At 32.2% G+C, this 25,011-nt stretch carries 24 protein-coding genes and 1 tRNA gene; 15 read left to right on the top strand and 10 right to left on the bottom strand.

The annotated features are described in order from the left end of the window. Nucleotides 1-76: 76 nt before the first annotated feature. Nucleotides 77-1,909 (bottom strand): cation:proton antiporter, encoded by a 1,833-nt coding sequence (locus P7122_RS05170; RefSeq protein WP_278004711.1) that lies wholly within the window; start codon nt 1,907-1,909, stop codon nt 77-79. Between the two features lie 113 nt (nt 1,910-2,022). Between P7122_RS05170 and P7122_RS05165 the strand changes: the two genes are divergently transcribed. The 6 genes from P7122_RS05165 (at nt 2,023) to P7122_RS05140 (ending at nt 9,422) form a co-directional block, all read left to right on the top strand. After that, nucleotides 2,023-2,883 (top strand): MBL fold metallo-hydrolase, encoded by an 861-nt coding sequence (locus P7122_RS05165; RefSeq protein ID WP_278004710.1) that lies wholly within the window; start codon nt 2,023-2,025, stop codon nt 2,881-2,883. 16 nt (nt 2,884-2,899) lie between these two features. Beyond that, nucleotides 2,900-4,507 (top strand): S8 family peptidase, encoded by a 1,608-nt coding sequence (locus P7122_RS05160; protein WP_278004709.1) that lies wholly within the window; start codon nt 2,900-2,902, stop codon nt 4,505-4,507. Between the two features lie 83 nt (nt 4,508-4,590). Continuing rightward, the gene (locus P7122_RS05155) at nt 4,591-6,399 is read left to right on the top strand and encodes a M1 family metallopeptidase (protein WP_278004708.1); all 1,809 of its coding nucleotides are present in this window, start codon (nt 4,591-4,593) and stop codon (nt 6,397-6,399) included. Nucleotides 6,400-6,464: 65 nt separating this feature from the next. After that, nucleotides 6,465-6,857, top strand: a complete 393-nt coding sequence (gene rnpA / locus P7122_RS05150; RefSeq protein WP_278004707.1) for a ribonuclease P protein component — start codon at nt 6,465-6,467, stop codon at nt 6,855-6,857. Beyond that, entirely contained in the window at nt 6,838-8,472 is a 1,635-nt protein-coding gene (locus P7122_RS05145) for a S41 family peptidase (protein WP_278004706.1), read from the top strand. Before rnpA ends, P7122_RS05145 begins: the two co-directional genes overlap by 20 nt. 101 nt (nt 8,473-8,573) lie before the next feature. Continuing rightward, a complete protein-coding gene (locus P7122_RS05140; RefSeq protein WP_278004705.1) occupies nt 8,574-9,422 on the top strand; it encodes an OmpA family protein in 849 nt (282 codons plus the stop codon). Here the strand turns inward: P7122_RS05140 and P7122_RS05135 are convergent. From P7122_RS05135 to rpiB, 3 genes are read right to left on the bottom strand one after another with little or no spacing between them, the layout of a single operon-like run. Next, nucleotides 9,419-9,862 carry a GNAT family N-acetyltransferase gene (locus P7122_RS05135; protein WP_278004704.1) on the bottom strand — a complete coding sequence of 148 codons (444 nt, stop codon included), beginning with the start codon at nt 9,860-9,862 and terminating at the stop codon, nt 9,419-9,421. The two genes, P7122_RS05140 and P7122_RS05135, sit on opposite strands and share 4 nt — an antisense overlap. Beyond that, nucleotides 9,862-10,767, bottom strand: coding sequence for a cation diffusion facilitator family transporter (locus tag P7122_RS05130; RefSeq protein ID WP_278004703.1), 906 nt, complete (start codon nt 10,765-10,767; stop codon nt 9,862-9,864). The genes P7122_RS05135 and P7122_RS05130 overlap by 1 nt, the downstream gene beginning before the upstream one ends. 24 nt (nt 10,768-10,791) lie before the next feature. Then, nucleotides 10,792-11,226, bottom strand: coding sequence for a ribose 5-phosphate isomerase B (gene rpiB, locus P7122_RS05125; RefSeq protein WP_278004702.1), 435 nt, complete (start codon nt 11,224-11,226; stop codon nt 10,792-10,794). 624 nt (nt 11,227-11,850) lie between these two features. Between rpiB and P7122_RS05120 the strand changes: the two genes are divergently transcribed. The 5 genes from P7122_RS05120 to P7122_RS05100 all read left to right on the top strand — a co-directional run bounded on the left by P7122_RS05120 (nt 11,851) and on the right by P7122_RS05100 (nt 16,446). After that, nucleotides 11,851-14,085 carry a ribonuclease R family protein gene (locus tag P7122_RS05120; RefSeq protein WP_278004701.1) on the top strand — a complete coding sequence of 745 codons (2,235 nt, stop codon included), beginning with the start codon at nt 11,851-11,853 and terminating at the stop codon, nt 14,083-14,085. A 67-nt stretch (nt 14,086-14,152) separates the two neighbouring features. Beyond that, a complete protein-coding gene (locus tag P7122_RS05115; RefSeq protein WP_278004700.1) occupies nt 14,153-14,452 on the top strand; it encodes a YbjQ family protein in 300 nt (99 codons plus the stop codon). Nucleotides 14,453-14,476: 24 nt separating this feature from the next. Further along, nucleotides 14,477-15,148 carry a head GIN domain-containing protein gene (locus P7122_RS05110; protein WP_278004699.1) on the top strand — a complete coding sequence of 224 codons (672 nt, stop codon included), beginning with the start codon at nt 14,477-14,479 and terminating at the stop codon, nt 15,146-15,148. 88 nt (nt 15,149-15,236) lie between these two features. After that, nucleotides 15,237-15,920, top strand: a complete 684-nt coding sequence (locus tag P7122_RS05105; protein ID WP_278004698.1) for a LysE family translocator — start codon at nt 15,237-15,239, stop codon at nt 15,918-15,920. A 7-nt stretch (nt 15,921-15,927) separates the two neighbouring features. Next, nucleotides 15,928-16,446 (top strand): GldL-related protein, encoded by a 519-nt coding sequence (locus P7122_RS05100; protein ID WP_278004697.1) that lies wholly within the window; start codon nt 15,928-15,930, stop codon nt 16,444-16,446. A gap of 96 nt (nt 16,447-16,542) precedes the next feature. Here P7122_RS05100 and P7122_RS05095 read toward each other — a convergent pair. The 3 genes from P7122_RS05095 to P7122_RS05085 form a co-directional block, all read right to left on the bottom strand. Further along, nucleotides 16,543-16,613, bottom strand: a tRNA-Cys gene (locus P7122_RS05095). A gap of 50 nt (nt 16,614-16,663) precedes the next feature. Further along, a complete protein-coding gene (gene folB / locus P7122_RS05090) occupies nt 16,664-17,026 on the bottom strand; it encodes a dihydroneopterin aldolase (RefSeq protein WP_278004696.1) in 363 nt (120 codons plus the stop codon). A gap of 45 nt (nt 17,027-17,071) precedes the next feature. After that, nucleotides 17,072-17,272 carry a zinc ribbon domain-containing protein gene (locus tag P7122_RS05085; RefSeq protein ID WP_076619245.1) on the bottom strand — a complete coding sequence of 67 codons (201 nt, stop codon included), beginning with the start codon at nt 17,270-17,272 and terminating at the stop codon, nt 17,072-17,074. A gap of 89 nt (nt 17,273-17,361) precedes the next feature. Here P7122_RS05085 and P7122_RS05080 point away from each other — a divergent pair, with 89 nt between their 5' ends. The 3 genes from P7122_RS05080 (at nt 17,362) to P7122_RS05070 (ending at nt 20,466) form a co-directional block, all read left to right on the top strand. Continuing rightward, nucleotides 17,362-19,368, top strand: coding sequence for a glutamine--tRNA ligase/YqeY domain fusion protein (locus P7122_RS05080; RefSeq protein WP_278004695.1), 2,007 nt, complete (start codon nt 17,362-17,364; stop codon nt 19,366-19,368). Between the two features lie 6 nt (nt 19,369-19,374). Beyond that, complete coding sequence (locus P7122_RS05075) at nt 19,375-19,866, top strand: hypothetical protein (protein ID WP_278004694.1); 492 nt, start codon at nt 19,375-19,377, stop codon at nt 19,864-19,866. Nucleotides 19,867-19,974: 108 nt separating this feature from the next. Beyond that, complete coding sequence (locus tag P7122_RS05070; RefSeq protein WP_347402806.1) at nt 19,975-20,466, top strand: DUF1761 domain-containing protein; 492 nt, start codon at nt 19,975-19,977, stop codon at nt 20,464-20,466. A gap of 61 nt (nt 20,467-20,527) precedes the next feature. Here P7122_RS05070 and P7122_RS05065 read toward each other — a convergent pair whose 3' ends face one another. Beyond that, a complete protein-coding gene (locus P7122_RS05065) occupies nt 20,528-21,457 on the bottom strand; it encodes an SPFH domain-containing protein (RefSeq protein ID WP_278004693.1) in 930 nt (309 codons plus the stop codon). 82 nt (nt 21,458-21,539) lie between these two features. Between P7122_RS05065 and P7122_RS05060 the strand changes: the two genes are divergently transcribed. Next, nucleotides 21,540-22,220 (top strand): hypothetical protein, encoded by a 681-nt coding sequence (locus P7122_RS05060; RefSeq protein ID WP_278004692.1) that lies wholly within the window; start codon nt 21,540-21,542, stop codon nt 22,218-22,220. Nucleotides 22,221-22,263: 43 nt separating this feature from the next. Here P7122_RS05060 and gltX read toward each other — a convergent pair whose 3' ends face one another. Together gltX and P7122_RS05050 are read right to left on the bottom strand one after the other, a co-directional pair. After that, nucleotides 22,264-23,781 (bottom strand): glutamate--tRNA ligase, encoded by a 1,518-nt coding sequence (gene gltX, locus P7122_RS05055; RefSeq protein ID WP_278004691.1) that lies wholly within the window; start codon nt 23,779-23,781, stop codon nt 22,264-22,266. Between the two features lie 160 nt (nt 23,782-23,941). Then, nucleotides 23,942-24,985: an alkane 1-monooxygenase gene (locus P7122_RS05050; protein WP_278004690.1), complete on the bottom strand. Its 1,044-nt coding sequence runs from the start codon at nt 24,983-24,985 to the stop codon at nt 23,942-23,944. Between the last annotated feature and the right edge of the window lie 26 nt (nt 24,986-25,011).

Below are 25,011 nucleotides of genomic sequence, written 5' to 3'. Positions count from 1 at the left end.
CAACCTTTGAAACAAAATAATTAGCTCTAAAATTCTACTTAAAAAGGAATTCTAGAGCTATTTTTTTATTGAAACATTAAGCAAGAACTTTACCAAGATATACTAATTGACTTTTTGTGTCAATTTCCTTTTCTACATCTTCATCTAAAGAAGGAATAATATGTATTTCTCCTTTACTTGTTTTTAGAAATAGTGGTATTTGATCTTTATCTGATTTAATACGTTCTAGGACACCGTGATAAGAGTCTATATCTTTTACAGCTACTTCATGAATTTCTGGATACTCTTCTGTAACTTCCATTAAATTATTAAAGTCATCAGATAGTGTAAACACGCCATCTTCTGGTGATATAGAGCTATTTTCTAATTCGGCTTTAGATGCTAATCTAAAAGATCCATTTTCGCCAAATTGTGCTCCAAATTTTTCAACAGCATAGCGGTTAATATCTGCATTTCCGGTTAAAGCTAAAAGATAACCTATATCATTAAACTCTACATTATCTTTTAAAGTCTCAGAGTAAATGTTCTCTGTATGTGCCTCTATACCCATCTTTTCAGCTTCACTAACGTTGTTTTGGTTGCTATCTACCAAAACCACATGTCTTCCATTATCTATTAAATATTGAGCCACAAGACGAGAAACTCTTGATGCACCTATAATTAAAATACCTTCAGATTTAGATAAGAATACTCCAGAAATTCTTGCAAATAAACGTGCTGTGGTTGCATTAAGTAACACAGTACCTAGTACAATCATAAATACCAGAGGAGTAATATATTCTGCACCTTCTACACCCCCTGCTCTTAGTTTGCTTCCAAAAAGTGATGCTATACCTGCTGCAACAATACCACGTGGTCCTACCCAACTAATAAACATTTTTTCGTTAGTTCTAAGTGTAGAGCCTTGTGCACTTATAAAAACAGCTATTGGTCTTATAACAAAAGCTACTGACAAAAATAATGCTAAGGTTTCCCATCTATATAACAGCATTAAATCTTGATAATTAATATTTGCAGCTAAAAGAATGAAGAGAATAGAAATTAATAATACGCTCAGAGATTCTTTAAAGTAAAGCAGCTCTTTAATATTATCTAGTTTACTATTACCAATAACCATACCCATCACCACAACAGCTAATAATCCAGATTCATGAGCAAAAATTTCAGATTCAATAAAAACCAAAAGCACTACTGATAAAGACACTACATTAAGAAGATAATGCGGAATAAACTTTTTGTTAACAGCAAATACTAAGGCATGGGCAAATGTGAAACCGAATGTTGTACCAAATAAAATAATTTTACCAAACTCTATTAAAGCTGTTTTTGTAAACCCAACTTCTCCTTCTACAGAAATAAATTCAAAAACCAATACCGCAATTAAAGCTCCTATTGGATCAATTAATATTCCTTCCCATTTTAAAACAGTAGATACATCGCGTTTTAATGGTATATTTCTAAGAATTGGTGTTATTACCGTTGGTCCTGTAACAATTATTAATCCCGAAAACAGAAAACATAAGTCCCAACTAAGACCAAATAAATAATGTGCCAAAACCGCAGCACCAAAAAAAGTAACGGCAGCACCAACTGTAATTAGCTTCGTAATAACAGGTCCGACGTTTCGTATTTCGCTTCGTTTTAAAGTTAAACCTCCTTCAAAAAGAATAATACTAATCGCTAAAGACACAAAATAAAACAATCCTTCTCCAGGAAATAAACCTTTCTTATGTTCTTCATTCCAAATTGGTTCTATCCATTTTGTACCATCTGCATTAATGAATTCGGCAGCAATTGGACCTACTAAAAGACCTATGAGTATTAATGGTAAAATAGCAGGAATCTTAAATTTCCAAGCAACCCATTGTGCTAATATTCCTAGAATAATTATACCCGCTAATTCAACCATAATCTTGTTTTTAAAATCATTTCGAAAATAGCCTTTTTTTTATAATCGTAAAAATCCTAATAAATTCTAAAGGCTATTCTCTTTTACAAGCTAATTTGGTAAATTGCGGGATTATGAAATTATATCCTATAAACGCTGGTAACTTTAAATTAGATGGTGGTGCTATGTTTGGTGTAGTACCCAAATCTTTGTGGCAACGCACTAATCCTGCAGATACTAACAATATGATAGATATTGCGGCACGTTGTTTGTTAATTGAAGATGGAGATCGATTGATATTAATTGATACAGGAATGGGAAACAAACAAAGTGATAAGTTTTATGGTTACTATTTTCTTTGGGGAGATGACACTTTAGATAAATCATTAGCTAAACATGGTTTTCATAGAGATGATATTACAGATGTTTTTATGACACATCTGCATTTTGATCATTGTGGTGGAAGTATACAATGGAATAAAGACCGTACAGGCTATAAACCAGCTTTCAAAAATGCTCATTTTTGGAGCAACTCTAACCATTGGAAATGGGCAACACAACCTAACAGAAGAGAAAAAGCTTCATTTTTAAAAGAAAATATTCTTCCTATGGAAGAATCTGAACAATTAAAGTTTACTGCACTACCAGAAGATAAAATTTTAAAAAAATCTGCACTAGGATTCGACATTTTCTTTGCAGATGGACATACAGAAAAACAAATGATTCCTATGATAAACTACAAAGGAAAAACCATTTGTTTTATGGCAGATTTACTACCAACGGCAGGTCATTTGCCATTACCTTTTGTTATGGGTTATGATACAAGACCTTTATTAACATTAGACGAAAAAGAACTGTTTTTAAATATGGCAGCAGACGAGAATTTTTACTTATTCTTAGAACATGATGCTCATAACGAAATTATAACAGTAAAACACACCGAAAAAGGTGTAAGGCTTAACGAAATTTATACTTGTAAAGAAATATTTAATTAAAACTAAACATCAACAAATGAAATTTAACATTAGACCATTAGCGTACCTATTTGTTTCTTCAGCGCTATTTATGGGCTGTGGTGGTACAGCAGATATCATATCTACTCCAGTAGAAAATATTGATACTTCTCCTTTAAAAGTTACAGAATTAACTAAGGCAGAAAAAGAAAATTGGGGCCATTTAGATTTAGAAAAAGATACTATTCCTGGTATGGCTGTAGATAGAGCTTACGAGGAAATCATTAAAGGAAAGAAAGGTAAAAAGGTCATTGTAGCCGTTATCGATTCTGGAATAGACATCGATCATGAAGATTTAAATGATGTTATTTGGACCAACGAAGACGAAATACCTAATAACGGAATAGACGATGATAAAAACGGTTATGTAGATGATATTCATGGTTGGAATTTCTTAGGAGATGCTTACGACGAGCAATTAGAATACGTACGTATGATTGCAGAAAAAAACACATCTAACCCAAGATATGAAGAAGCTGTAGCATTACAAGCCTCTGAGTACGAATTATGGACAGGACGTAAGACACAATACGATCAAATATACCAACAAGTTGTTTCTGCTGATGAAACTTTAGCTAAAGCAACAGGTAAAAAAGATTATACAAAAGAAGATGTTAATGCTATAACGTCTGAAGATGCTAATGTACAACAAGCTAAAGGTATTGCACAATACATGTACAGCAATGGGATAGAATCTATGGCAGATGCTAAAAAAGAAATTAAAGAAGCATTAGAGTCTATCAACGAGCGTTTAAACTATAACTTAAACATTAACTTTTCTGGTAGAACAACTAAAGATGATATCAACAACTTGTCTGATACTGGTTACGGAAATGGTAACGTAAAGCATGTAAAAAAATCTGAATCTCACGGTACACACGTTGCTGGTATTATTGCTGCTGAGCGTAATAATGGTTTAGGAGCAAACGGTGTAGCTAATAATGTTGAGATTATGGCAATCCGTGTTGTACCAAACGGAGATGAGTACGATAAAGATGTTGCTTTATCTATTAGATATGCTGTAGACAATGGTGCAAAAGTTATTAACGGTAGTTTTGGTAAGTCTTTTTCTCCGCATAGCGAGTGGGTAAGAGACGCTATTAAATATGCTGCAGATAACGACGTTGTTTTTGTACATGCAGCAGGAAATGACAGTAATAATATTGATGAAAAACCTAATTTTCCGGATGACAATGTAGATTTTGTTGAAGTAGCAGATAACTACATTAGAGTAGGTTCTTTAACTCAAAACTATGGTTCTAAAATGGTGTCTGGTTTTTCTAACTACGGAAAGAAAAATGTAGATGTATTTGCACCAGGTTCTTCAATATATTCTACTACTCCAGAAAATGAATACGATTTTAAAGGTGGTACTTCTATGGCAGCTCCTGGAGTTGCTGGTATTGCTGCTTTAATCCGTTCTCAATATCCTAAGCTTACTGCAGCTCAGGTTAAGCAAGTAATCTTAGACTCTGGTTTACCATTAACTACTAAAGTTGTTGTAGGTGGAGATGCTTCAAACGTAAAACCATTTGCAGATTTATCTAAATCTGGAAAAATTGCTAATGCGTTTAATGCATTAATAATGGCTTCAAAAATAAAATAAACCCTTATGGGACTTTAAATAAGGTAACTGTTCTGTTTTTTAAACTAGAATAGTTACCTTTTAATTTTTAAAATCATTCTGAAATGAAAAAATTGCTTTTAAGACTTTCTGTTTTTGCATTAACATTATCGTGTGGTGCAACAGAAAATCCGGTAAAAAATACTTCAAAAGTTAATGTTAACACCTCAACTTATGGTTACTGGCAACAACATGTAGACTATGCTATGGAAATTGATATGGACGTTGAAACGTTTCAATACCAAGGCAAGCAAAAATTAGTATATACTAATAATTCACCAGATGTACTTAATCGTGTGTATTACCATTTGTATTTCAACGCATTTCAGCCAGGCAGTGAAATGGATGTAAGATCTAGAACCATAGGAGATCCAGATCCTAGAGTTGGTGATAGAATAAGTAAACTTCAACCTAACGAAATTGGTTATATAAAAGTAAACTCTCTAAAACAAAATGGTAAAGAAATCACTCACAAAACTGTAGGTACAGTACTTGAGGTAAAACTTAGCCAACCTATTCAACCAGGCGAAAGTGTAACGTTTGATATGGATTTTGATGGTCAGGTACCTTTACAAATTCGTCGTTCTGGAAGAAATAGTAAAGAAGGAGTAGCATTATCTATGACGCAATGGTATCCTAAATTAGCAGAATATGATGATGAAGGTTGGCACGCAGACCCTTATATAGGTAGAGAGTTTCATGGTGTTTGGGGAGATTTTGATGTAAAATTAACCATAGACAAAGATTATGTAGTTGGTGGTACAGGATATATTCAAAGTGAAACCAAAGCTAAAAAAGGTAAGAAAACTGTTCATTTTAAAGCACCAAAGGTTCATGATTTTACATGGGCAGCAGATCCAGATTTTATTCACGATACGTTTGAAATGGAAAATGGACCAACTTTACACTTTTACTACAAGAAAGATCTAGAGCCTAAGTACATAGAAAACTGGAAAAAGCTTCAACCAGATACTGCAAAATTAATGACGTATTTTAGTGAAAACGTAGGTGAATATCCTTACGATCAGTATTCTGTAATACAAGGTGGAGATGGTGGTATGGAGTATGCTATGTGTACTTTAATTACAGGAAAAAGATCTTACAGTAGCTTATTTGGTGTAACTGCCCATGAGCTTGCACATACATGGTTTCAGTTTTTACTGGCAACCAACGAAGCTAAACATGAGTGGATGGACGAAGGTTTTACAAGCTACATTTCTACATTAGCAGAAAACGAATTCGGATCTAGTAAAAGTGATAATCCTTTAAGCGGATCTTACAGAGGTTATATTGGGCTAGCTAACTCTGGTTATGAGCAACCGTTAACTACACACGCAGATCGTTATAAATACAACCAAGTATATGGTGCTGCTGCATATAGTAAAGGTGCGGTGTTTATTGCTCAGTTAGGTTATGTTATTGGTGAAGAAAACTTAAAGAAAACTATAAAAAAGTATTTTGAAGATTTTTCGTTTAAGCATCCTAAACCTATGGATTTTGTACGCACTGCAGAGCGCATTACAGATTTTGAATTAGATTGGTACCTTATTGATTTTGCACAAACAACAAATACTGTAGATTACGGAGTTAAATCTGTAGAAGGTAATACAATTACCTTAGAACGTATTGGTTTAATGCCAATGCCTATAGATCTTTCTGTGACATATACGGATGGAACTACCGAAGAATTTTACATTCCACTACAAATGATGCGTGGCGAAAAACCAACCTCAGCAACCATTATAGATGACTGGGCTTGGGCAATGCCTACGTATTCATTTAATACTGAGAAAACTGTTAAATCTGTTGAAATTGATGCTTCAAAATTAATGGCAGATGTAAAACGCGAAAACAACATCTTTACCGTAGATTAAAAAACACTTAAAATAGCTATTGAAAAAACCATGTCTTGTCGGCATGGTTTTCTATTTTTGTTAATATGCAATTTAGATACAGTAAAAAGGATAAATTAAAAAGTAAAAAACTCATTGAACAACTGTTCACTGAGGGAAAATCTGTTACAGCTTACCCATTAAAGCTTGTCTATCTAAAAACTGAATATGATGATGGCTGTATATTAAAAACCGGAGTATCTGTTAGCAAACGTCGTCATAAAACAGCTGTAGCAAGAAATAGAATAAAAAGATTACTTAGAGAAGCGTATCGACTTAACAGACCTTTATATTTTAACAATAGTTCTGCATCTTATGCGTTTATGATATTGTATCTTAGTAAGGATGGAACAACTTTTGATGAAGTTAATAGCAAAACAAAATTGTTATTTGAAAAGTTCTTAAACAAAACCTCAAAAAATGAAAAAAATCCTACATAAAAGAATATTACTACCAGCAATTGCTGTAGTTGTATTTATCAGTACAACAGCTTTTAGAAATGATTTTTTTGAAATTGCAAAACAGATAGAGATTTTCACTACCATGTTTAAAGAATTAAACATGAACTATGTAGATGAAACCAATCCTGGAGATCTTATGGATACTGCAATAAAAAGTATGCTAGATGATCTAGATCCTTACACACAATTTTATAACGAACAAGATGTTGAAGCTTCTAGAATAAATAATGCTGGAGATTATACTGGTATAGGCGCAAAAGTTTTAACACTAAAAGACAAATTAGTCATTGTAGAGCCTTACAAAGATTATGCTGCAGATAAAGCTGGTTTAAAAGCCGGAGATCAAATTATAAAAGTAGATAATGTTCTTGTATCAGATTTTAAAGATGATGCCGCAAATCTACTTCAAGGTGCTGCTGGTACAGAGGTTAATGTTACATACAAAAGACAAGGAAAAACTAATACAGTTAAGATAATTAGAGAATCTTTAGAAATTAAAGCAGTACCACATTACTCCATGATAAATGATAAAACGGGTTACATTGTACTAAGAAAATTTAATAATAAAGCATCCTCTGAAACCTTAGGAGCACTTAAAGCTTTAAAAAATCAAGGAGCCAAACAACTTATTTTAGATTTAAGAGGAAATCCAGGAGGTTTACTAAGCGAAGCAGTAAATGTTACCAATATTTTTGTACCAAAAAATCAATTAGTAGTTACCACAAAATCTAAAGTAAAAAAATACAATAAAACCTACTATACCAAACGCGATGCCATAGATACCGAAATACCTTTAGTAGTATTAATAGATGGTCGTAGTGCTTCTGCCAGTGAGATTGTATCTGGTGCTTTACAAGATATGGATAGAGCAGTAGTTGTAGGTACACGAAGCTTTGGTAAAGGCCTAGTTCAGCGTCCAAAATCATTAACCTATGGTACACAAATGAAAATAACCATTTCGCGTTACTATACACCATCAGGACGATGTATACAAGCATTAGATTATTGGAATAGAGATGAAAACGGAAAAGCTACCAGAGTAAAAAAAGAAAACTACAACGAATTTAAAACCCGAAACGGAAGACCAGTTTATGATGGAGGCGGAGTACAGCCAGATATTGAAGTAGAATTTGCCAAACAAACACCTATTACAAAAGCTATCCTAAACGAAAACTTAGTTTTCAATTTTGCTACAGATTATTACTATAACAATACTGTAGAAAACTTAACAGAATTTGAATTATCTGATAATGATTTTAAAGCATTTAAAAACTATATAAAAACCACAGGTTTTAATTTTGAAACTAAGACCGAAAAAGCTCTTAATGATGCTATGAACATAGCAAAAGAAGAAGAATTAGAAGGTATTATAAATTCTGAATACAAGAGTTTATCAGAAACTTTAAAAGCGTATAAAACCAATGCTATAGATGCTAATAAAGTACAATTAAAAGGTTTATTAACAGACGAGATTATAAAGCACTATTTCTATAGTGAAGGATTATACACCTATTACACAGCAAATAATTCTGAAATAAAAAAGGCAATTAGTATTCTTAATAACCCTAGTCAGTACAACAGTATTTTGAGATAAAACATAAACATCTAATTATCAGTAAAATAAGTGAATTCCTAAAAATTACATATATTTAGTGATAGATAAATTTTCAAAATCCCAGAGAATTTAATTAAAAAATGAAGTACCTAGTCTTTCTTATTTGCCTTAGTTTTCAGTTTGCTTTAGCTCAAAAAGAATTAAAGCATCAAGTCTATTTTTTAACAGATGAATATGAAGTACCAGAAACAGAAGAAAGCAGGTTACTTTTATTTTTATCTGAAATAGAAAATATGGATATTCAAAAAATATCTATATATGGATTTTGCGATGATAGAGGAAGCGATTCTTACAACTTAGCTTTATCTCAACAACGTGCAGATGCTATAAAGGAAATTTTTTCTAACAATGAGTTTGATGAGTCTGTAATTACCAATGTAGATGGTAAGGGTAAAATATTACTTAATGTTATTAACGATAACGATCTTTATAAAATACGTGGTCTTAATAGAAAAGTTGAAATCATAGTACAGCCTTACGATCCGCCAAGAGAAAAAGTTGTAGAAGCACCAAAAAAAGAAACTACAGAAGACTTATTACGTGGAGAATTAAAGGAAGGAGACAAAATTCAATTAGAAAACATTCTTTTTCGTACAGGTTATAGTTATCTAACAAAACAATCTAAAGCTAAGTTAGATGAGATTGCTAAAATACTTGTAGAACGCACAGATATATATTTTAATATAGAAGGTCATGTATGTTGTACTCAAGGCGCCAGAGATGCTATAGACCGTAAAACTAAAAAGCGAAACCTATCTTTAGCCAGAGCAAAAACAGTTTATGATTACCTAGCAGACAAAGGTGTAAAACGCTATAGAATGAAGTTTGTGGGCCAAAGACGAAAATTTCCACTAGGTGGTGAGCCAGAACTAGATAGGCGTGTAGAAATCGTTGTTACCAGAATTATAAAATCTAAAAATTCGGATTAAAATTTTAGCATATTTATATGTGGAATTCCATCTTCTAGATATTCTTCACCTACTGCTTTAAAACCTAAATTATTGTAAAATTTTATTAGATAAGTTTGTGCTGATATTCTTATTTCAGAGGTTTTATAATGCCTATTAATAGCCTCTATAGAAGCTTTCATAATATCATAACCAAACCCATACTGACGCTGATTTTCTTTTACCACAACGCGTCCTATACTAGCTTCTTCAAAATAATCACCAGCCTTAAAAATACGAGTGTAGCTTACTAATTTTTCATCATTATATCCTAAAATATGTAAGGCTTTATTATCCTTTCCATCAATATCTTGATAAACACAATCTTGTTCTACAACAAAAACTTCACTTCGTAATTGAAGCAAATCGTAAAGTTCTGTTGTATTAAGTTGATTAAATGTCTTTGTTTGTATATCTAGCATTAGTCTTGTACAATTACTTCTTTAGGATCTTCTTTATTATATTCTGGTTGAATGGTAACGTGATTTATATCGAACTCTTCGTGAAGAAGTTCTTCAATCTTTAAAAGTAAATCATTAAATTCTGTAGTGTTAATATCTTCTGTAAGGTCGAGATGCGCTTCTAAATGCAGCTCATGATCACTAAGATTCCAAATATGTACGTGGTGTAGTTTATTAACCTTTGGTAACTTATTAACAGCGCGTACAACATCCTTTATATTTATATGTTCTGGTGTAAAAAGCATTAACATTTTAGTAGATGTCTTTAGTAAATCATAACCTACATAAATCAGATACAAAGCTATTAACAACGTTAATAAGCTATCTACCCAAAAGAGCTGATAATACTTCATTAATAAGCCTCCTATTAATACTGCTACACTTGCTAACATATCTGTTAATAAGTGTAAGTATGCAGAACGCATATTTATATTATTTGTAGATTCTTTTTTTAACAACAACACGCTAAGTCCGTTAGCTATTATAGCTATTAACGATAGCCAAATCACTAAATTAGAGTTAATTTGCTGAGGATTCTGAAAACGTTCTACAGCTTCTTTTATTAAAATAATAGCAACAATAATTAAAGTAGAAGCGTTGATAAAAGCTGCTAATATTTCGGCACGTTTATACCCAAATGTTCGGTTAATAGAAGCTTTTTGTTGCGATAATTTTGCGGCAACATAGCTTACTATTAACGAGAGCACATCGCTAAAATTATGCAATGCATCACTTATAAGAGATAAACTACCAGAAACTAATCCACCAATAACCTGAGCTACAGTAATTACAATATTTAAAACTATTGTAATTAATAACTTTCTGCCTTTTAAATCAGAGTGATTATGTGAGTGAGAATGACTCATGCCATACCAAAATAAGGATTGGTATTAACAAGATAAAGGAATTTTATCAATACGTCTTTTATGACGACCACCTTCAAACTCAGTATTAAGAAAAATATCAACCATTTTTATAGCCTGCGGAATGGATGTATAGCGTGCAGGAATACAAATAATATTAGCATCGTTATGCTGACGTGTTAACTCTGTAATTTCACCCATCCAACAAATACCAGCTCTAACATTTTGATATTTATTAGCAGTCATAGCTACACCATTTGCTGTACCACAAATTAAGATACCAAAATCTACAGTACCGTTATTAACATCTTTTGCAACAGGATGTACAAAATCTGGATAATCTGCACTATCAGTAGTGTCTGTACCATAGTTAGTAATAGTATATCCTTTATTTTCAAGATGTTGTATTATAGCTTGTTTATACTCAGGACCAGCGTGATCGTTACCAATAGAAATTGTCATGTTAATAAGTGTTTGTTTTACACTGCAAAATTACGAATAATAAAATCTGGTTAATACTATTTTTCATTACATGTTAATAAGTGTTCACAAGTTTTTAAAATAAAAATTAGGATTGTTCTATAATTTTTTCAAACAAGAATTGAATTCTAAAATCAAAATTTAATAATTAGTTTTTTCGAGGAAGTTATTCATACTCCTAACAGACGAAATTAACAGTGTTTTTAAAATAAAATATGAGTCATTTCTATTAACATTAGTTATTAACAGTTGTTTACAATAACTTCACTTTTGTTAGATATCAAAGAGTTACATGTAAAGTTAATGTTAACTAAACCGTAATAAAGTGTAAACTTCAACTTATCAAAATAAAATTTAAAAAAGTTATTGTAGAAATTAACAGACTATAATAACCATTATTTATTTTTTTAAATTTTAAAAGAAAAATGATAATAGTATATATAAATGTGAATAAGTGCTTTTTCATTTATTTAACCTTATCTAAACACTTTTAAATTTTTATAGTGTAGCTTTGTAATAAACTTAATAACTTCACTTCCACCTTTATTAAGTTTTAAATGAAGAATTCCTAACACTTTTTAGGAAATGAATATGATTACAAATTAAATGACAAGAAAAAGAAAAAAGAAATCCGGTAAAAACAAGATTTCTAACCTTACAAATACAATTCTAAGTATTCTAAAAAAAGAACGAAACAAATCGTTTAACTATAAACAAATAGCAGCTATTATTGGTGTTAACGATGCTAGTAGCCGTAACCAGATTATAAAAACTTTAGCAAAACTTGCTGCTAAGCAAGAAATAGAACAAGTAGATCGTGGTAAGTTTAAAGCAGTTGTAACAGCTGAATATCATACAGGTATTTTAGATTTAGCTTCCAAAGGAAACGGTTACGTTATTTCAGACGATTTTGAAGAAGATGTATTTATAGCATCTAATAATATTAACAAAGCGCTAGATGGTGATGAAGTAGAATTCTACGCTTACAAACGCAGAAAGCGTGGTAAAATAGAAGGTGAAATAACCAATATTCTTAAGCGTGCTAAAACCGAATATGTTGGTACCATTCAAATTCAACAAAACCGAAACTTTGCTTTTGTAGTTGCAGATAGCAGTAAAATGTACAAAGATATTTTTGTACCGATTAATAAAACTAAGAAAGCTGAAGATGGAGATAAAGTGTTGGTAACACTTACAGACTGGCCAGAAAAAGCTGATTCACCTTATGGTAAAGTATTAGAAGTTTTAGGAAAACCAGGTGAGCATAATACCGAAATACATGCCATTTTAGCCGAGTATGGTTTACCACATGAGTTTCCTTATGAAGTAGAAAAATTTGCCAACGATCTAGATATTTCTATCACAGAAGAAGAAATTGCTAAGCGTAGAGATATGCGAAAGGATTTAACCTTTACGATAGATCCTAAGGACGCAAAAGATTTTGATGATGCATTATCCTTTAAAGTTTTAGAAAACGGCTTATATGAGATAGGAATTCATATTGCAGACGTATCGCACTATGTTCAACCAGGAACAGTTTTAGATGATGAAGCTTACGAACGTGCTACATCTATTTATTTAGTAGATCGTGTGGTGCCAATGCTTCCTGAACGTTTATCTAATGGAGCATGTTCGTTAAGACCACACGAAGAAAAATATACCTTTTCTGCAGTGTTTCAAATGAATGATAAATGCGAAATTAAAAACCAATGGTTTGGTAGAACAGTAACGTATTCTGATGCACGTTTTGCTTACGAAGAAGCACAAGCTATAATTGAAAACAATCCTAATGTCGCGCTTAATTCAATAGAAGCATCTCAATTAAATACTACAATTCCTAAGGAAGTTTCACTAACAGGTGAGGAGTATAACACTAAACCAGAAATTGCAGAAGCTGTTATGGTTTTAGATCGTTTAGCAAAAAAAATGCGATCAAAACGTATGCGAACTGGTGCTATTTCTTTTGATAAGGTTGAGGTAAAATTCAATTTAGATGAAGAAGCTAATCCTGTAGGAGTATTCTTTAAAACCAGTAAAGATGCTAACAAACTTATTGAAGAATTTATGTTGTTAGCTAATCGTAAAGTATCAGAATTTATTGGTAAGCAAAACCCGAAAAAAACCTTTGTGTATCGTGTACACGATGAGCCAGACGAAGCTAAGCTAGCACAACTACAAACTGTAGTTGGTCGTTTTGGGCATCAATTAAATTTTAAAGATAGAAACAGTGTTGCGTCATCTTTAAATAAGCTTTTAACAGATGTAGTAGGTAAGAAGGAGCAGAATTTGGTAGATACATTGGCAATACGTACCATGTCTAAGGCAGAATATACCACGCATAATATTGGTCATTATGGTTTAGCTTTTGATTATTACAGTCATTTTACCTCGCCAATTCGTCGTTATCCAGATGTTATGGCACACAGATTATTACAGCACTACTTAGATGGTGGTAAATCTGCTAACGAAGAAGTTTACGAAGAAAAATGTAAACACAGCAGTAATATGGAATATCTAGCTACCAAAGCAGAACGGGATTCTATAAAGTACATGCAAATTCGTTTTATGCAAGATCATCAAGACGAAGAATTTTTAGGTGTAATTTCTGGTGTTACAGATTGGGGAATTTACGTAGAAATAGAATCTAATAAATGCGAAGGCATGGTAAGTGTTAGAGATATGAAAGATGATACTTACGATTTTGATCAGTCGCATTATGCTATGATTGGTCGTAATACCAAAACAATGTACCAACTTGGAGATGAAGTTATTGTTAAAGTAAAAGATACAGATTTAGTAAAGAAACATTTAGATTTTTACCTGGTTAGTAAACCTGAATAAAGCTGTTAGTATAGTTAAAATTTGTCATGCCGAATTTATTTCAGCATCTTGTATTAAAATAAGTCTTATGATATTAACCACAACTAATTCAATAGAAAACTTCAAAATTGTAGATTATTTGGGTATTGTAACAGGTGTTGCTATCAATGAAGAAAAGCTTACAATGGGCTTTAGTATGTCTAAATACTTAGGTTCAATAAGAAATAGTATAGATATTACTAAAGAAAAAGCATTTCAGCAATTACAAGAAAATGCCAAAAAACTCAATGCTAATGCTGTTGTTGGCATCAAAGTTGAGATAGAACTTATGACAAGTAATTATGCTATGGTTTCCGTAACAGGAACAGCTGTACAAGTTGCAGCTTAAACATTTTTTTTAAAACTCTATTTTATGAAAAATTATATGTTAGTATTAGCATTTGTATTAGGATTAACAGCAAATGCTCAAGATACTATTGAGAAAACTACAAGCGAATTTTCTACAGTAAAAGTCTATGATTTAATCAATCTTAAGATGATAAAATCTGACGAAAATAAAGTGATTATAGCAGGCGATAATAAGGAAGATGTTCAGGTTATAAACAACAACGGAAAGTTAAAAATTAGAATGAAGCTCGAAGAAAGCTATGATGGTAACGATGTTGTAGTAAAGCTATATTACACAGCTGTAGACGTTATTGATGCAAATGAAGGAGCTAATGTTGTAGTTAATGATGCTTTAGAGCAATACGAAATAGATTTAAAAGCCCAAGAAGGTGCAGAAATTACTGCAACAATAAAAACTACTTATGCTAATTTTAGAGCTGTTACTGGCGGAATTATTAATGTTACAGGTAGCTCAAAAAATCAAGATATTTCTATATATACAGGTGGCATTTTTAATGGTGAAGAATTTACAACACAAAAAACCGAAGTTAGTGTTAATGCTGGTGGAGAAGCTTATGTAAATGCTTCTGAGCTAGCTGATGTAAGAATTAAAGCTGGTGGAAATGTATATATCTACGGAAAACCAAAACAGATTAATGAAAGTAAAGTATTAGGAGGTAAGGTAAAGCGTATGTAGATTTCATATTAATATCTTAAAAATCTCAATAGCTTTAGTTTAGCATTTCTTAATTAGTTTACTACTTTTGTGTAAACCGCAAGTTTACATGTTAGACGACATCTTAACAGCCATTCCTTTTGGTGTAATTTTAGCTTTTACTATTGGCCCTGTGTTCTTTGTATTGTTAGAAACCAGTGCAACTAAAGGTATTACAAGTGCTCTTGCATTTGATTTTGGTGTAATATTAGCAGATATTGTTTTTATACTACTCATTTTTATGAGTACAGATACCCTTTTAGAGAAGATAAAAGATGATCCAAAACTATTAGTATTTGGTGGTGTTTTGCTTGTTGTGTACGGACTAATATCTTTCGTAAAAGTTTCAAAATCCTTTAGATCCATTGTTAGAGAACATCACAGAATTAAACTTCCTAAAAAAGATTATGGTAAGCTTTTTATAAAAGGATTCTTACTCAATTTTATAAATATTGGCGTGTTATTAGGCTGGTTAGGTTTTATTGTAATAGGTACTTCTATAACCAAATCAGAAAATGGAGTAACAGTATTCATTGTTACTATGTTAGTATCTTATTTTGTATGCGATTTATTTAAAATTGCTGCTGCAAAACGTTTAAAAAACAAACTCACACCAAGACGTATTTTTAAGACAAAAAAGATTGTTGCGTTAGTGATTTTAGGCTTTGGAATTTTACTGCTATCTCAAGGTCTATTTCCAGAATTGTACGAAAAAGGTAAAGAACAAATTGAAAAGGTAAATCCTTTAGATTAATTAGGTTTTGAAAATTAATAGAATAGTAACTTTTTTACTAAGAATAGCTCTTGTTTTACTAATTATAGGAGCCTTATTCAAAATAATGCATTGGCCTCATTATAAAGAACTAATGTTTGTTGGTGGCATTTCTATAGCATTGTTATATACTATTCGCTTTTTATCTAAAACGGATAAGTCAAGATTAGATTTTGTTAAATTAGGTCTTGTTTTATTGTGGTCTTTAGGTTATTTAATTAAAGTCTTTCATCTTTATAATTTACCATATTTAATAGAAATAATTACAATGGTTTTATTCTTTTGGTGGATAATAGAAGAGGGTTTCTATTATTTTAAAAGAAGAAAGTTTAAGAAAAAAGGATGGCTTAAAATTATCTACTTCATCCTAATTGGTTTTGCTACTTTATCACTTTTTGCTGGTACTCTGTTTAAGATACAACATTGGCCTTATGGATCTTTAATGTTTACAATAGGTATATTTTTACTCTGCTTTATTCTGGTTTTTGATTATTTCGTTATGGAGTAACAATAGGTTTTGTAGAAATAAGAAGTGAATTTAAATTTATAAGTAATATTAAAAATTAAGCATAAAAAAACCTCTGACAATTCAGAGGTTTTTTTGAGGTGTCGAGCGGATTCGAACCGCTGTAGATGGTGTTGCAGACCACTGCCTAGCCACTCGGCCACGACACCTTATTGCGAGGGCAAATATATAAATTAATAATGTTTTACCCTATACTGATTTACTTTTTTCGCCTTTGAGTAAGTTTTATAGTTACCATTTCTACATCTCCACCAATTGGCGGATTAATTTTACTAACACAAACTGTAGCTTTGGTAACCATCGTATCTTCAGAAAAAATACGGTTGAGTATACGTTGAGCAACGGTTTCAAGAAGTTTTGAAGGCATAGCCATTTCTTCTCTAACCACTTTATTTAAAAAGACATAATCAACTGTATCCTTTAATTCATCGGTTTTAGCAGAGGTTTTAAGATCAGCTTTTACTTCTAAATCTACACGGTAATCACTACCAATAGCCGTTTCTTCTTTTAAACAACCATGGTTAGCAAATACACGGATGTTTTCAACTTTTATTGTTCCCATGGTACAAAGATAAACCTTCTATCATTCCTGCGAAGGCAGGAATCTTTAATTCGTAAAAAAGTCAAAAATATTACTCATAGCACTGGTTTTAGCCTTAAAGAACTCAGTATAAGTACATTTTTTGCATGTTACAGAGGTGAATTTTTTGTTCTGTACATCAAAAATTTTAGATAAGGTTCCACCTGTTGCTCTCATTTCACCTAATTCATAGGTTGTATTATCACATTTTGGACATTTGTAATTCATTCTATTTAAGTTTTTTTGGTTCATTCTATAAGTACGAAATATTATTTTAATGTTACAAATTATGTAATTTTGCACTTTAATTTTTTGCAATGTCTGAAGAAACAAAATCACTCAATTTTATTGAGCATATTATAGAAGAAGATTTAGCTAATGGATTAGCTAAGGATAAATTACGTTTTCGTTTTCCGCCAGAACCTAATGGCTATTTACACATTGGTCATACCAAAGCTATTGGTATTAGTTTTGGTTTAGGACTAAAGTACAATGCGCCTGTTAATCTTAGATTTGACGATACTAACCCTGCAAAAGAAGAGCAAGAATATGTAGATGCGATTAAAAATGATGTGGCTTGGTTAGGGTATCAATGGGAAAACGAGCTGTATTCTTCAGATTATTTTCAACAATTATACGATTGGGCTGTACAATTAATTAAAGATGGAAAGGCGTATGTAGATAGTCAATCTTCTGAAGCGATGGCAGAACAAAAAGGAACACCAACACAACCTGGTGTAGATGGTCCTTATCGTAACCGATCTGTAGAAGAAAATTTAGACCTTTTTGAACGCATAAAAAATGGCGAATTCAACGAAGGTGAACATATTTTACGTGCAAAAATAGACATGCAACATCCTAATATGTTAATGCGTGATCCTATTATGTATCGTATTTTAAAGAAGCATCATCACCGTACTGGTAACGATTGGTGCATTTATCCAATGTACGATTGGACGCATGGCGAAAGTGACTATATCGAACAAATCTCTCATAGTTTATGTTCTTTAGAATTTAAACCGCACAGAGAGCTTTACGATTGGTTTAAAGAGCAAGTTTATGACTACGCTAAGGAAACGTATCCAATGCTACCAAAACAACGCGAATTTGCGCGTTTAAACCTATCTTATACCATTATGAGTAAGCGTAAGTTGCTTAAATTGGTAGAAGAGCAGGTAGTTTCTGGTTGGGACGATCCGCGTATGCCAACCATTTCTGGTTTACGTCGTAGAGGTTATACACCAAATTCAATTAGACAATTTATAGAAAAAGTTGGTGTGGCAAAGCGTGAAAACGTGATAGATGTTGCGCTTTTAGAATTCTGTGTTCGTGAGGATTTAAATAAAACTGCACCACGTGTTATGGCGGTTTTAGATCCTTTAAAAGTGGTTATTACTAATTATCCAGACGATAAAGAAGAATGGTTAGAAGCAGAAAATAATCCAGAAGACGATAGTGCTGGCTTTAGAAAAGTACCTTTTTCAAAAGAAATATATATTGAAAAAGACGACTTTAAAGAAGAAGCAGGAAGTAAGTTTTTTAGATTGAAATTAGGCGGCGAAGTTCGACTTAAAAATGCTTATATCATCAAAGCTGAAAACGTAGTAAAAGATGCTGAAGGCAATATTACCGAAGTACATTGTACCTACGATACAGATACCTCTAAAAAAGTAAAAGGAACGCTACATTGGGTTTCTATAAAACATGCAGTAAAAGCTGAAGTTAGAGAATACGATAGACTGTTTATGGACGAAGCGCCAGACAGTCATGATGGTAAAGATTTTATGGAATTTTTAAATCCAAATTCTTTAAACATCATCAATGCATTTGTTGAGCCAAGTTTAACAGAAGCTAAAGTAGGAGAGCAGTTTCAGTTTCAACGTTTAGGGTATTTTAATGTAGATGATGATTCTAAATCTGACGCTTTAGTATTTAATAAAACCGTTGGTTTAAGAGATAGTTGGGCAAAACAAAAGCCAAAGCAAAACAGTCCTCAAAAACCACAAAATAATAAGCCTCAGCAACAACGAAAAGCTATTAATGTGGTACAGCAATTAGGTAAAAAATACACTAATTATCCACCAGAAAAGCAAGAAAAGGTTAAAGCTGAATTACAAGCATTAGCAAAAGATGTGGCTTATGACGAATTAGAGCCTTTATTTGGTACTGCTGTAAAAAAAGCAGGCACACGTATTGCAGTGATGATTACGTTAAAAGAATTGCTTAAAAATGGCTTAGAACGAAATGATGCTATTAATGAATTTATAGAGAAAGCACTTGAAGATAAAAACGAGCTTTTAGTTGCAGAGGCCAATAACATATAAGAAGTTATGCTCAGAACTATTTTATCATATCTGATTTTAATAACTTGTTTTTTTGGGTGTTATAATAGTTCTAAAAACGGATTAGAAATAGGTTTACAGGGTGATGAAACCAGAGAGAAGATTCAAAAGAATTTAATTAACTCTAATGTAAATATTTTTAATAATAAATGGCCAGTACAATTTATGATTGATGCTGATTCTTTTGAACCAACTGTTAATGCTTTGAATTCAATTTCCGAGTGTAAATTTATTAGTGATTTTACGAATTATGAAGTATCACCAGCAAATGTTCATAGCTGGAGTGCTAAAATGGTCCTTTTCAAAGACACAATAAATGTATCTAAAATGACTTATTTAGAATGGAAACTTCCAATATTTTCTTTTAATTGGCAAGAATCATTCGATGATGTTAAGGTCGATTCAAAAATTAAAAAAATTGAAAATGCTCTCAAGGAAAATAGAATAAAATATACTTTAATTGACTATTTAAAAGAATAATATACACCAAAGAATAAAATTAAAAAAAATAACAACAGAACCTCTAGGTAATAGACTTAGAGGTTTTTTTGTACTTTTAATTCATACTAACTAATAATTATTTAAGAGATGTTGGAATTTAATTTTTTAGCAATTTTTGTTGCTTCGCTTGTACCCTTAATTTTAGGGTTTTTATGGTATAATCCTGCTGTGTTTGGTAAGGCTTGGATGAAAGAATCTGGTATGACAGAAGAAAAGATGAAGGGTGGTAATATGGGAGTTATTTTTGGTGTTTCTTTCTTATTATCATTACTTCTAGCCTTTTTTACGCAAGTATTTACGATTCATCAGTTTGGTGCATTAGGTATGATTGGTGGAGATCCTACAGTAGAAGGTGTTTTACCTTCTTTTCAAGCTTTTATGGATGATTACGGAACTAATTTTAGAACATTTAAGCATGGTGCATTTCATGGTTTTTTAACAGGATTATTTTTTGTTTTACCAATTTTAGCAATCAATGGTTTGTTTGAAAGAAATTCCTGGAAACATACTTTTATAAATGTCGGATATTGGACTTTAACATTAACCATTATGGGAGCTATAGTCTGCGGATGGGTATAAAATAGAAATAAAAAAACCTCGAAGTTAATTCGAGGTTTTTTTTATTAAAGAATAGTCAATACTATTCGTCGTTTTTCTTTTTGGCATTTTTCATGGCTTCACCAATTTGGTTACTTGCTGTAAAAGAAGCTACCATGTTGTTCAACATATCGCTACCAGCTTGTGGTGAATTAGGTAACAAAATTAAATTACTATTCGTTTCTTCACCAATAGATTGAAGCGTATCGTAATGCTGCGTTACAACAATAAGTGCAGAAGCTTCTTGCGAGTTTATACCAACTCTGTTTAATACTTCAACAGACTCTTCCAAACCACGAGCAATTTCACGTCTTTGGTCTGCAATACCTTGTCCTTGTAAACGCTTACTTTCTGCTTCAGCCTTAGCTTTTTCAACAATTAAAATACGTTGCGCATCACCTTCGTATTGCGCTGCAATTTTTTCACGCTCAGACGCATTAATTCTGTTCATAGCAGCTTTTACCTGTGCATCAGGATCTATGTCTGTTACTAAGGTTTTAATGATGTCGTAACCGTAATCCATCATAGCATCATTCAATTCAGATTTTACGGCAATAGCAATATCGTCTTTACGTACAAAAACGTCATCTAATTTCATTTTTGGTACTTCTGCACGTACCACATCAAATACATAACTTGTTATTTGTTCGTGCGGATAGTCTAATTTATAGAATGCTTCATATACCTTTTCTTTAATAACCATGTATTGTACAGACACTTTTAAGCGTACAAATACATCATCTAAAGTTTTGGTTTCAACAATAACGTCTAACTGCTGAATTTTTAAACTCAATTTACCAGCAATTCTGTCTACCAAAGGAATTTTTATTTGTAAACCAGAATGTCTAATACTTTGATAACGTCCAAAACGCTCTATAACTGCTGCAGTTTGTTGCTTTACAATAAAGAAAGATGAAATTAAAATAACGAGTCCAAAAAATATAATTGGAATCAAGAAAATCGGAAAATCCATAAATAATTATTTTTAAGTAATGGTTAGAAATAAATGTTCGTACTAATTTAAACTATATTTACTGGCAATTCATCAGTAAATCATGAAAAAACTTAAATACATCCTATTAGTAGTCATTAGTATGGCTTTTGTTACACTTACTTACGCCCAACATAAGCGTTATGCCATAAAAAATGGTGTTGGTATACAAGGAGGAGTAACACAGTTTGATATTATTACAGATAATTTTGTGACTAAAAAGAATACTGGTTTTATAGGTGGCTTATCGGCTTCAGTAGATATACCTCACAAATGGTATAACGTAAGTTATAATATTCTTCTATCTGAAAATAATATAGATATTGCTGCTTTTTCATTAGCTAATCCTACCGAAGAATTTGTAGAATACAAGTTACTTACTGCACAAATATCGTTTTTGTTTCATGCTAAATTAATAGGAAGTAACCTAACCTTAGATTTAGGACCAATGCTACAATACAATGGTGATTTAGAACTTAAAGATAGCTCTAAAGAAGGTTATATAATATCGGATTATGAAACACTTTTAACCGAAGATATTTCTAAAATTTCAAACTTTAATGTGAATGGAGCAGTAGGTCTATCAGCAGGTTTTGGTGCGTTTAGACTACGAGCACAATACATTTATGGTTTTACTAATATTTTAGGAAATTTAAATGATGAAGACCTTTATGTTGGTTCAAATAATAACAAATTTAAAGGCAACCAGTCTATGATTGCCTTTACTGCTATTATTACATTTTAGTAATTTATGAATTTTCATCCTGAACTTGTTTCAGGATCTTAATTTAAATCGTCTTCACCAAAGCCTCAATACGCTTAGCGGTTTCGGCTTTACCAATCATATACATAATATCAAACACATCTGGTCCTTGTAAAGCACCTACAAGTGCTAAACGTAATGGCATCATCACTTTACCAAAGCCAATGTCGTTATCAGTAATCCAGCCTTTTATATTGGTTTGAAGATTTTCTACCGTAAAGTCTTCAGTTGAATTCACTAATTCAATCACTTTATTTAAAATCTCATCAGTACCTTCTTTTAAAGCCTTTTTAGACGCTTTTTCGTCATAATCTGTAGGCGACACAAAGAAGAAGTGACTCAATTCCCAAAAATCGCTTACAAACGTTGCACGTTCTTTAATTAACCCAACAACCAAAGCAATATAATTGACATCAATATCTTTCAACAAAATGTTTTTTGCTTGAAATTCCGTTGCTAATTCCAAGTCTAACTGCTGTTGCATATAATGATGGTTAAACCATTTGGTTTTATCAGGATCAAAACGAGCACCAGCTTTGTTAACTCTTGCTAAATCAAAATCACTAACTAATTGCTCCAAACTAAAAATTTCTTGTTCAGTGCCAGGATTCCAACCTAAAAATGCTAAGAAATTCACTACAGCTTCAGCAAAATAGCCATCTTCTTTATAACCTCTGGAAACTTCGTTGGTTTTTGGGTCTGTCCAAGCTAATGGAAATACAGGAAAACCTAATTTATCACCATCACGCTTGCTTAATTTTCCCTTTCCTGTTGGTTTAAGGATTAAAGGCAAATGTGCAAATTCTGGTGCTTCCCAACCAAAAGCATCGTATAATAATTTGTGTAAAGCCAATGATGGTAACCATTCTTCACCACGAATAACGTGTGTAATTTCCATTAAATGATCATCTACAATATTAGCAAGATGATAGGTTGGCATTCCATCACTTTTAAACAAAATCTTGTCATCAAGTATGTTAGTATCTATAGAAATATCGCCTCTAATAATATCTTTTAGTTGCAAAGTTTCATCTTGTGGCGATTTAAAACGCACTACATAATCGTCGCCAGCATCAATTTTTGCTTGGGTTTCTTCTTCAGAAAGTACTAAAGAATTTACCAAACGTCCTTTTTCACGATTATGCCAGTTGTATATAAAGGTTTTGCCTTCGGCTTCGTGTTGTTTTCTGTGAGCATCAAGTTCTTCAGAAGTATCAAAAGCATAATAAGCTTTACCTTCAGCAATCAATTGATCAGCATATTGTTTGTACAAATGCTTGCGTTCGCTTTGTCTGTAAGGACCAAATTTTTCGTTTTTACCTGGACCTTCATCAAACGGAATACCACACCAGTTTAAAGATTTTACAATATAATCTTCTGCACCTTCCACATAACGGTTTTGGTCGGTATCTTCTATACGCAACACAAAATCGCCATTATGTTTTTTGGCAAATAAATAATTGAATAAAGCAGTTCTTACACCACCAATATGTAAAGGTCCTGTTGGACTAGGCGCAAAGCGCACACGTACTTTTTTTGACATAATATAATTTCAAAAATTAAGTCTGATTGTCACACTGAGCGTAGTCGAAGTGTCTTCAAAAGCAAGTGCTAACCAGAACAGCGGCAAAGATAAATTTTTGAAGTTCAAAGTTCAAAGTTTAAAGTTCAAAGTTTTGCGAACTGAAGACTGAGACTGAAAACTAATTTAACACCATACTTCTCGGCACACGCTTATTCATAATCTTAAACCAAAGAGGTGGCACCATTGCTAATACCATAGAAGTTGGATAGCCAAAAGGCATTTGCGGACTATCATCGTGGCAATCTAAGATTTGATATTTTTTTGAAGACTTAAAATGGTGGTCGCTATGTCGTGTTAATTCATATAGTACAATACGACCGATAACGTGATTGGAGTTCCAAGAGTGTATTTCTTTTACACGCTCGTAACGACCAGACTTGGTTTTTAAACGCAGTAAACCATAATGTTCAATATAGTTGACAGTTTCTAGTAGAATGAAGCCAACTACACCTGCGCAAACAGCAAATAATAAGGCTGTAGTTCCTAAAAGGATAGTAATTAACACTAAATACAAAAGTTGAAAAACAGTATACCAAAGCATATCGTTCTTAAAAGAAAAGAAGGATTGTTTATTATTCTTCAATAGTTTTTTCTGAATGTTCCACGCATTAAAATACTGTCTAATCGTAGATGTCAACCAAAACGAATATACACTTTGATTGTATTTTGCGGTTGCAGGATCTTCTGGTGTTGCAGCGTGAAGGTGATGCCCAAAATTATGTTCAATATAAAAATGCATATAAAAAGAGGGTAGAAGCAAAGCCTTACCCAAAAAGCGTTCGTTGGTTTGTTGTCTGTGGCCTAACTCGTGACCAACATTAATGCCGTTAACGCCTAAAACAATACCAACAGAAAAAATGAGTCCGACAAATTCATAAGTTTCTAAAGGTTGACGAGAAACTAAAATCAAAGCATAGATTACAATACCATAAACAATGGGTAAGTTGAGATAAAGTAACCAATCGAAAATCTTACGTTTTAGTCTGCTATCTACCTCTTCAGATTTGAGATTCGTAGTATCCACAGGAAAAATAAGCTCTAAAACAGGAATACAAACAAAGGCAAAAACAGGTGTAGCCCAAACCCAATAGCTCTGAAAACTAAGCCCTAAAACAGCCATTATAGGGATTGAAAATGCCGCTAAATATTTAAGGTCTTTCATAATCTTATTTGTCATTCCTGCGAAGG

It is taken from the genome of Winogradskyella marincola (assembly GCF_029624125.1).
GTDB classification, from domain to species: domain Bacteria; phylum Bacteroidota; class Bacteroidia; order Flavobacteriales; family Flavobacteriaceae; genus Winogradskyella; species Winogradskyella marincola.
Note: the sequence above shows the minus strand (reverse complement) of the source record. Positions and strands in the feature narration are given on the sequence as shown.

Bases quoted from the DNA above. Each gene is read 5' to 3' on its own strand.
- P7122_RS05170 (WP_278004711.1), bottom strand. From the start codon at position 1,909: ATGGTTGAATTAGCGGGTATAATTATTCTAGGAATATTAGCACAATGG.
- P7122_RS05165 (WP_278004710.1), top strand. From the start codon at position 2,023: ATGAAATTATATCCTATAAACGCTGGTAACTTTAAATTAGATGGTGGT.
- P7122_RS05160 (WP_278004709.1), top strand. From the start codon at position 2,900: ATGAAATTTAACATTAGACCATTAGCGTACCTATTTGTTTCTTCAGCG.
- P7122_RS05155 (WP_278004708.1), top strand. From the start codon at position 4,591: ATGAAAAAATTGCTTTTAAGACTTTCTGTTTTTGCATTAACATTATCG.
- rnpA (WP_278004707.1), top strand. From the start codon at position 6,465: ATGCAATTTAGATACAGTAAAAAGGATAAATTAAAAAGTAAAAAACTC.
- P7122_RS05145 (WP_278004706.1), top strand. From the start codon at position 6,838: ATGAAAAAAATCCTACATAAAAGAATATTACTACCAGCAATTGCTGTA.
- P7122_RS05140 (WP_278004705.1), top strand. From the start codon at position 8,574: ATGAAGTACCTAGTCTTTCTTATTTGCCTTAGTTTTCAGTTTGCTTTA.
- P7122_RS05135 (WP_278004704.1), bottom strand. From the start codon at position 9,862: ATGCTAGATATACAAACAAAGACATTTAATCAACTTAATACAACAGAA.
- P7122_RS05130 (WP_278004703.1), bottom strand. From the start codon at position 10,767: ATGAGTCATTCTCACTCACATAATCACTCTGATTTAAAAGGCAGAAAG.
- rpiB (WP_278004702.1), bottom strand. From the start codon at position 11,226: ATGACAATTTCTATTGGTAACGATCACGCTGGTCCTGAGTATAAACAA.
- P7122_RS05120 (WP_278004701.1), top strand. From the start codon at position 11,851: ATGACAAGAAAAAGAAAAAAGAAATCCGGTAAAAACAAGATTTCTAAC.
- P7122_RS05115 (WP_278004700.1), top strand. From the start codon at position 14,153: ATGATATTAACCACAACTAATTCAATAGAAAACTTCAAAATTGTAGAT.
- P7122_RS05110 (WP_278004699.1), top strand. From the start codon at position 14,477: ATGAAAAATTATATGTTAGTATTAGCATTTGTATTAGGATTAACAGCA.
- P7122_RS05105 (WP_278004698.1), top strand. From the start codon at position 15,237: ATGTTAGACGACATCTTAACAGCCATTCCTTTTGGTGTAATTTTAGCT.
- folB (WP_278004696.1), bottom strand. From the start codon at position 17,026: ATGGGAACAATAAAAGTTGAAAACATCCGTGTATTTGCTAACCATGGT.
- P7122_RS05085 (WP_076619245.1), bottom strand. From the start codon at position 17,272: ATGAATTACAAATGTCCAAAATGTGATAATACAACCTATGAATTAGGT.
- P7122_RS05080 (WP_278004695.1), top strand. From the start codon at position 17,362: ATGTCTGAAGAAACAAAATCACTCAATTTTATTGAGCATATTATAGAA.
- P7122_RS05075 (WP_278004694.1), top strand. From the start codon at position 19,375: ATGCTCAGAACTATTTTATCATATCTGATTTTAATAACTTGTTTTTTT.
- P7122_RS05070 (WP_347402806.1), top strand. From the start codon at position 19,975: ATGTTGGAATTTAATTTTTTAGCAATTTTTGTTGCTTCGCTTGTACCC.
- P7122_RS05065 (WP_278004693.1), bottom strand. From the start codon at position 21,457: ATGGATTTTCCGATTTTCTTGATTCCAATTATATTTTTTGGACTCGTT.
- P7122_RS05060 (WP_278004692.1), top strand. From the start codon at position 21,540: ATGAAAAAACTTAAATACATCCTATTAGTAGTCATTAGTATGGCTTTT.
- gltX (WP_278004691.1), bottom strand. From the start codon at position 23,781: ATGTCAAAAAAAGTACGTGTGCGCTTTGCGCCTAGTCCAACAGGACCT.
- P7122_RS05050 (WP_278004690.1), bottom strand. From the start codon at position 24,985: ATGAAAGACCTTAAATATTTAGCGGCATTTTCAATCCCTATAATGGCT.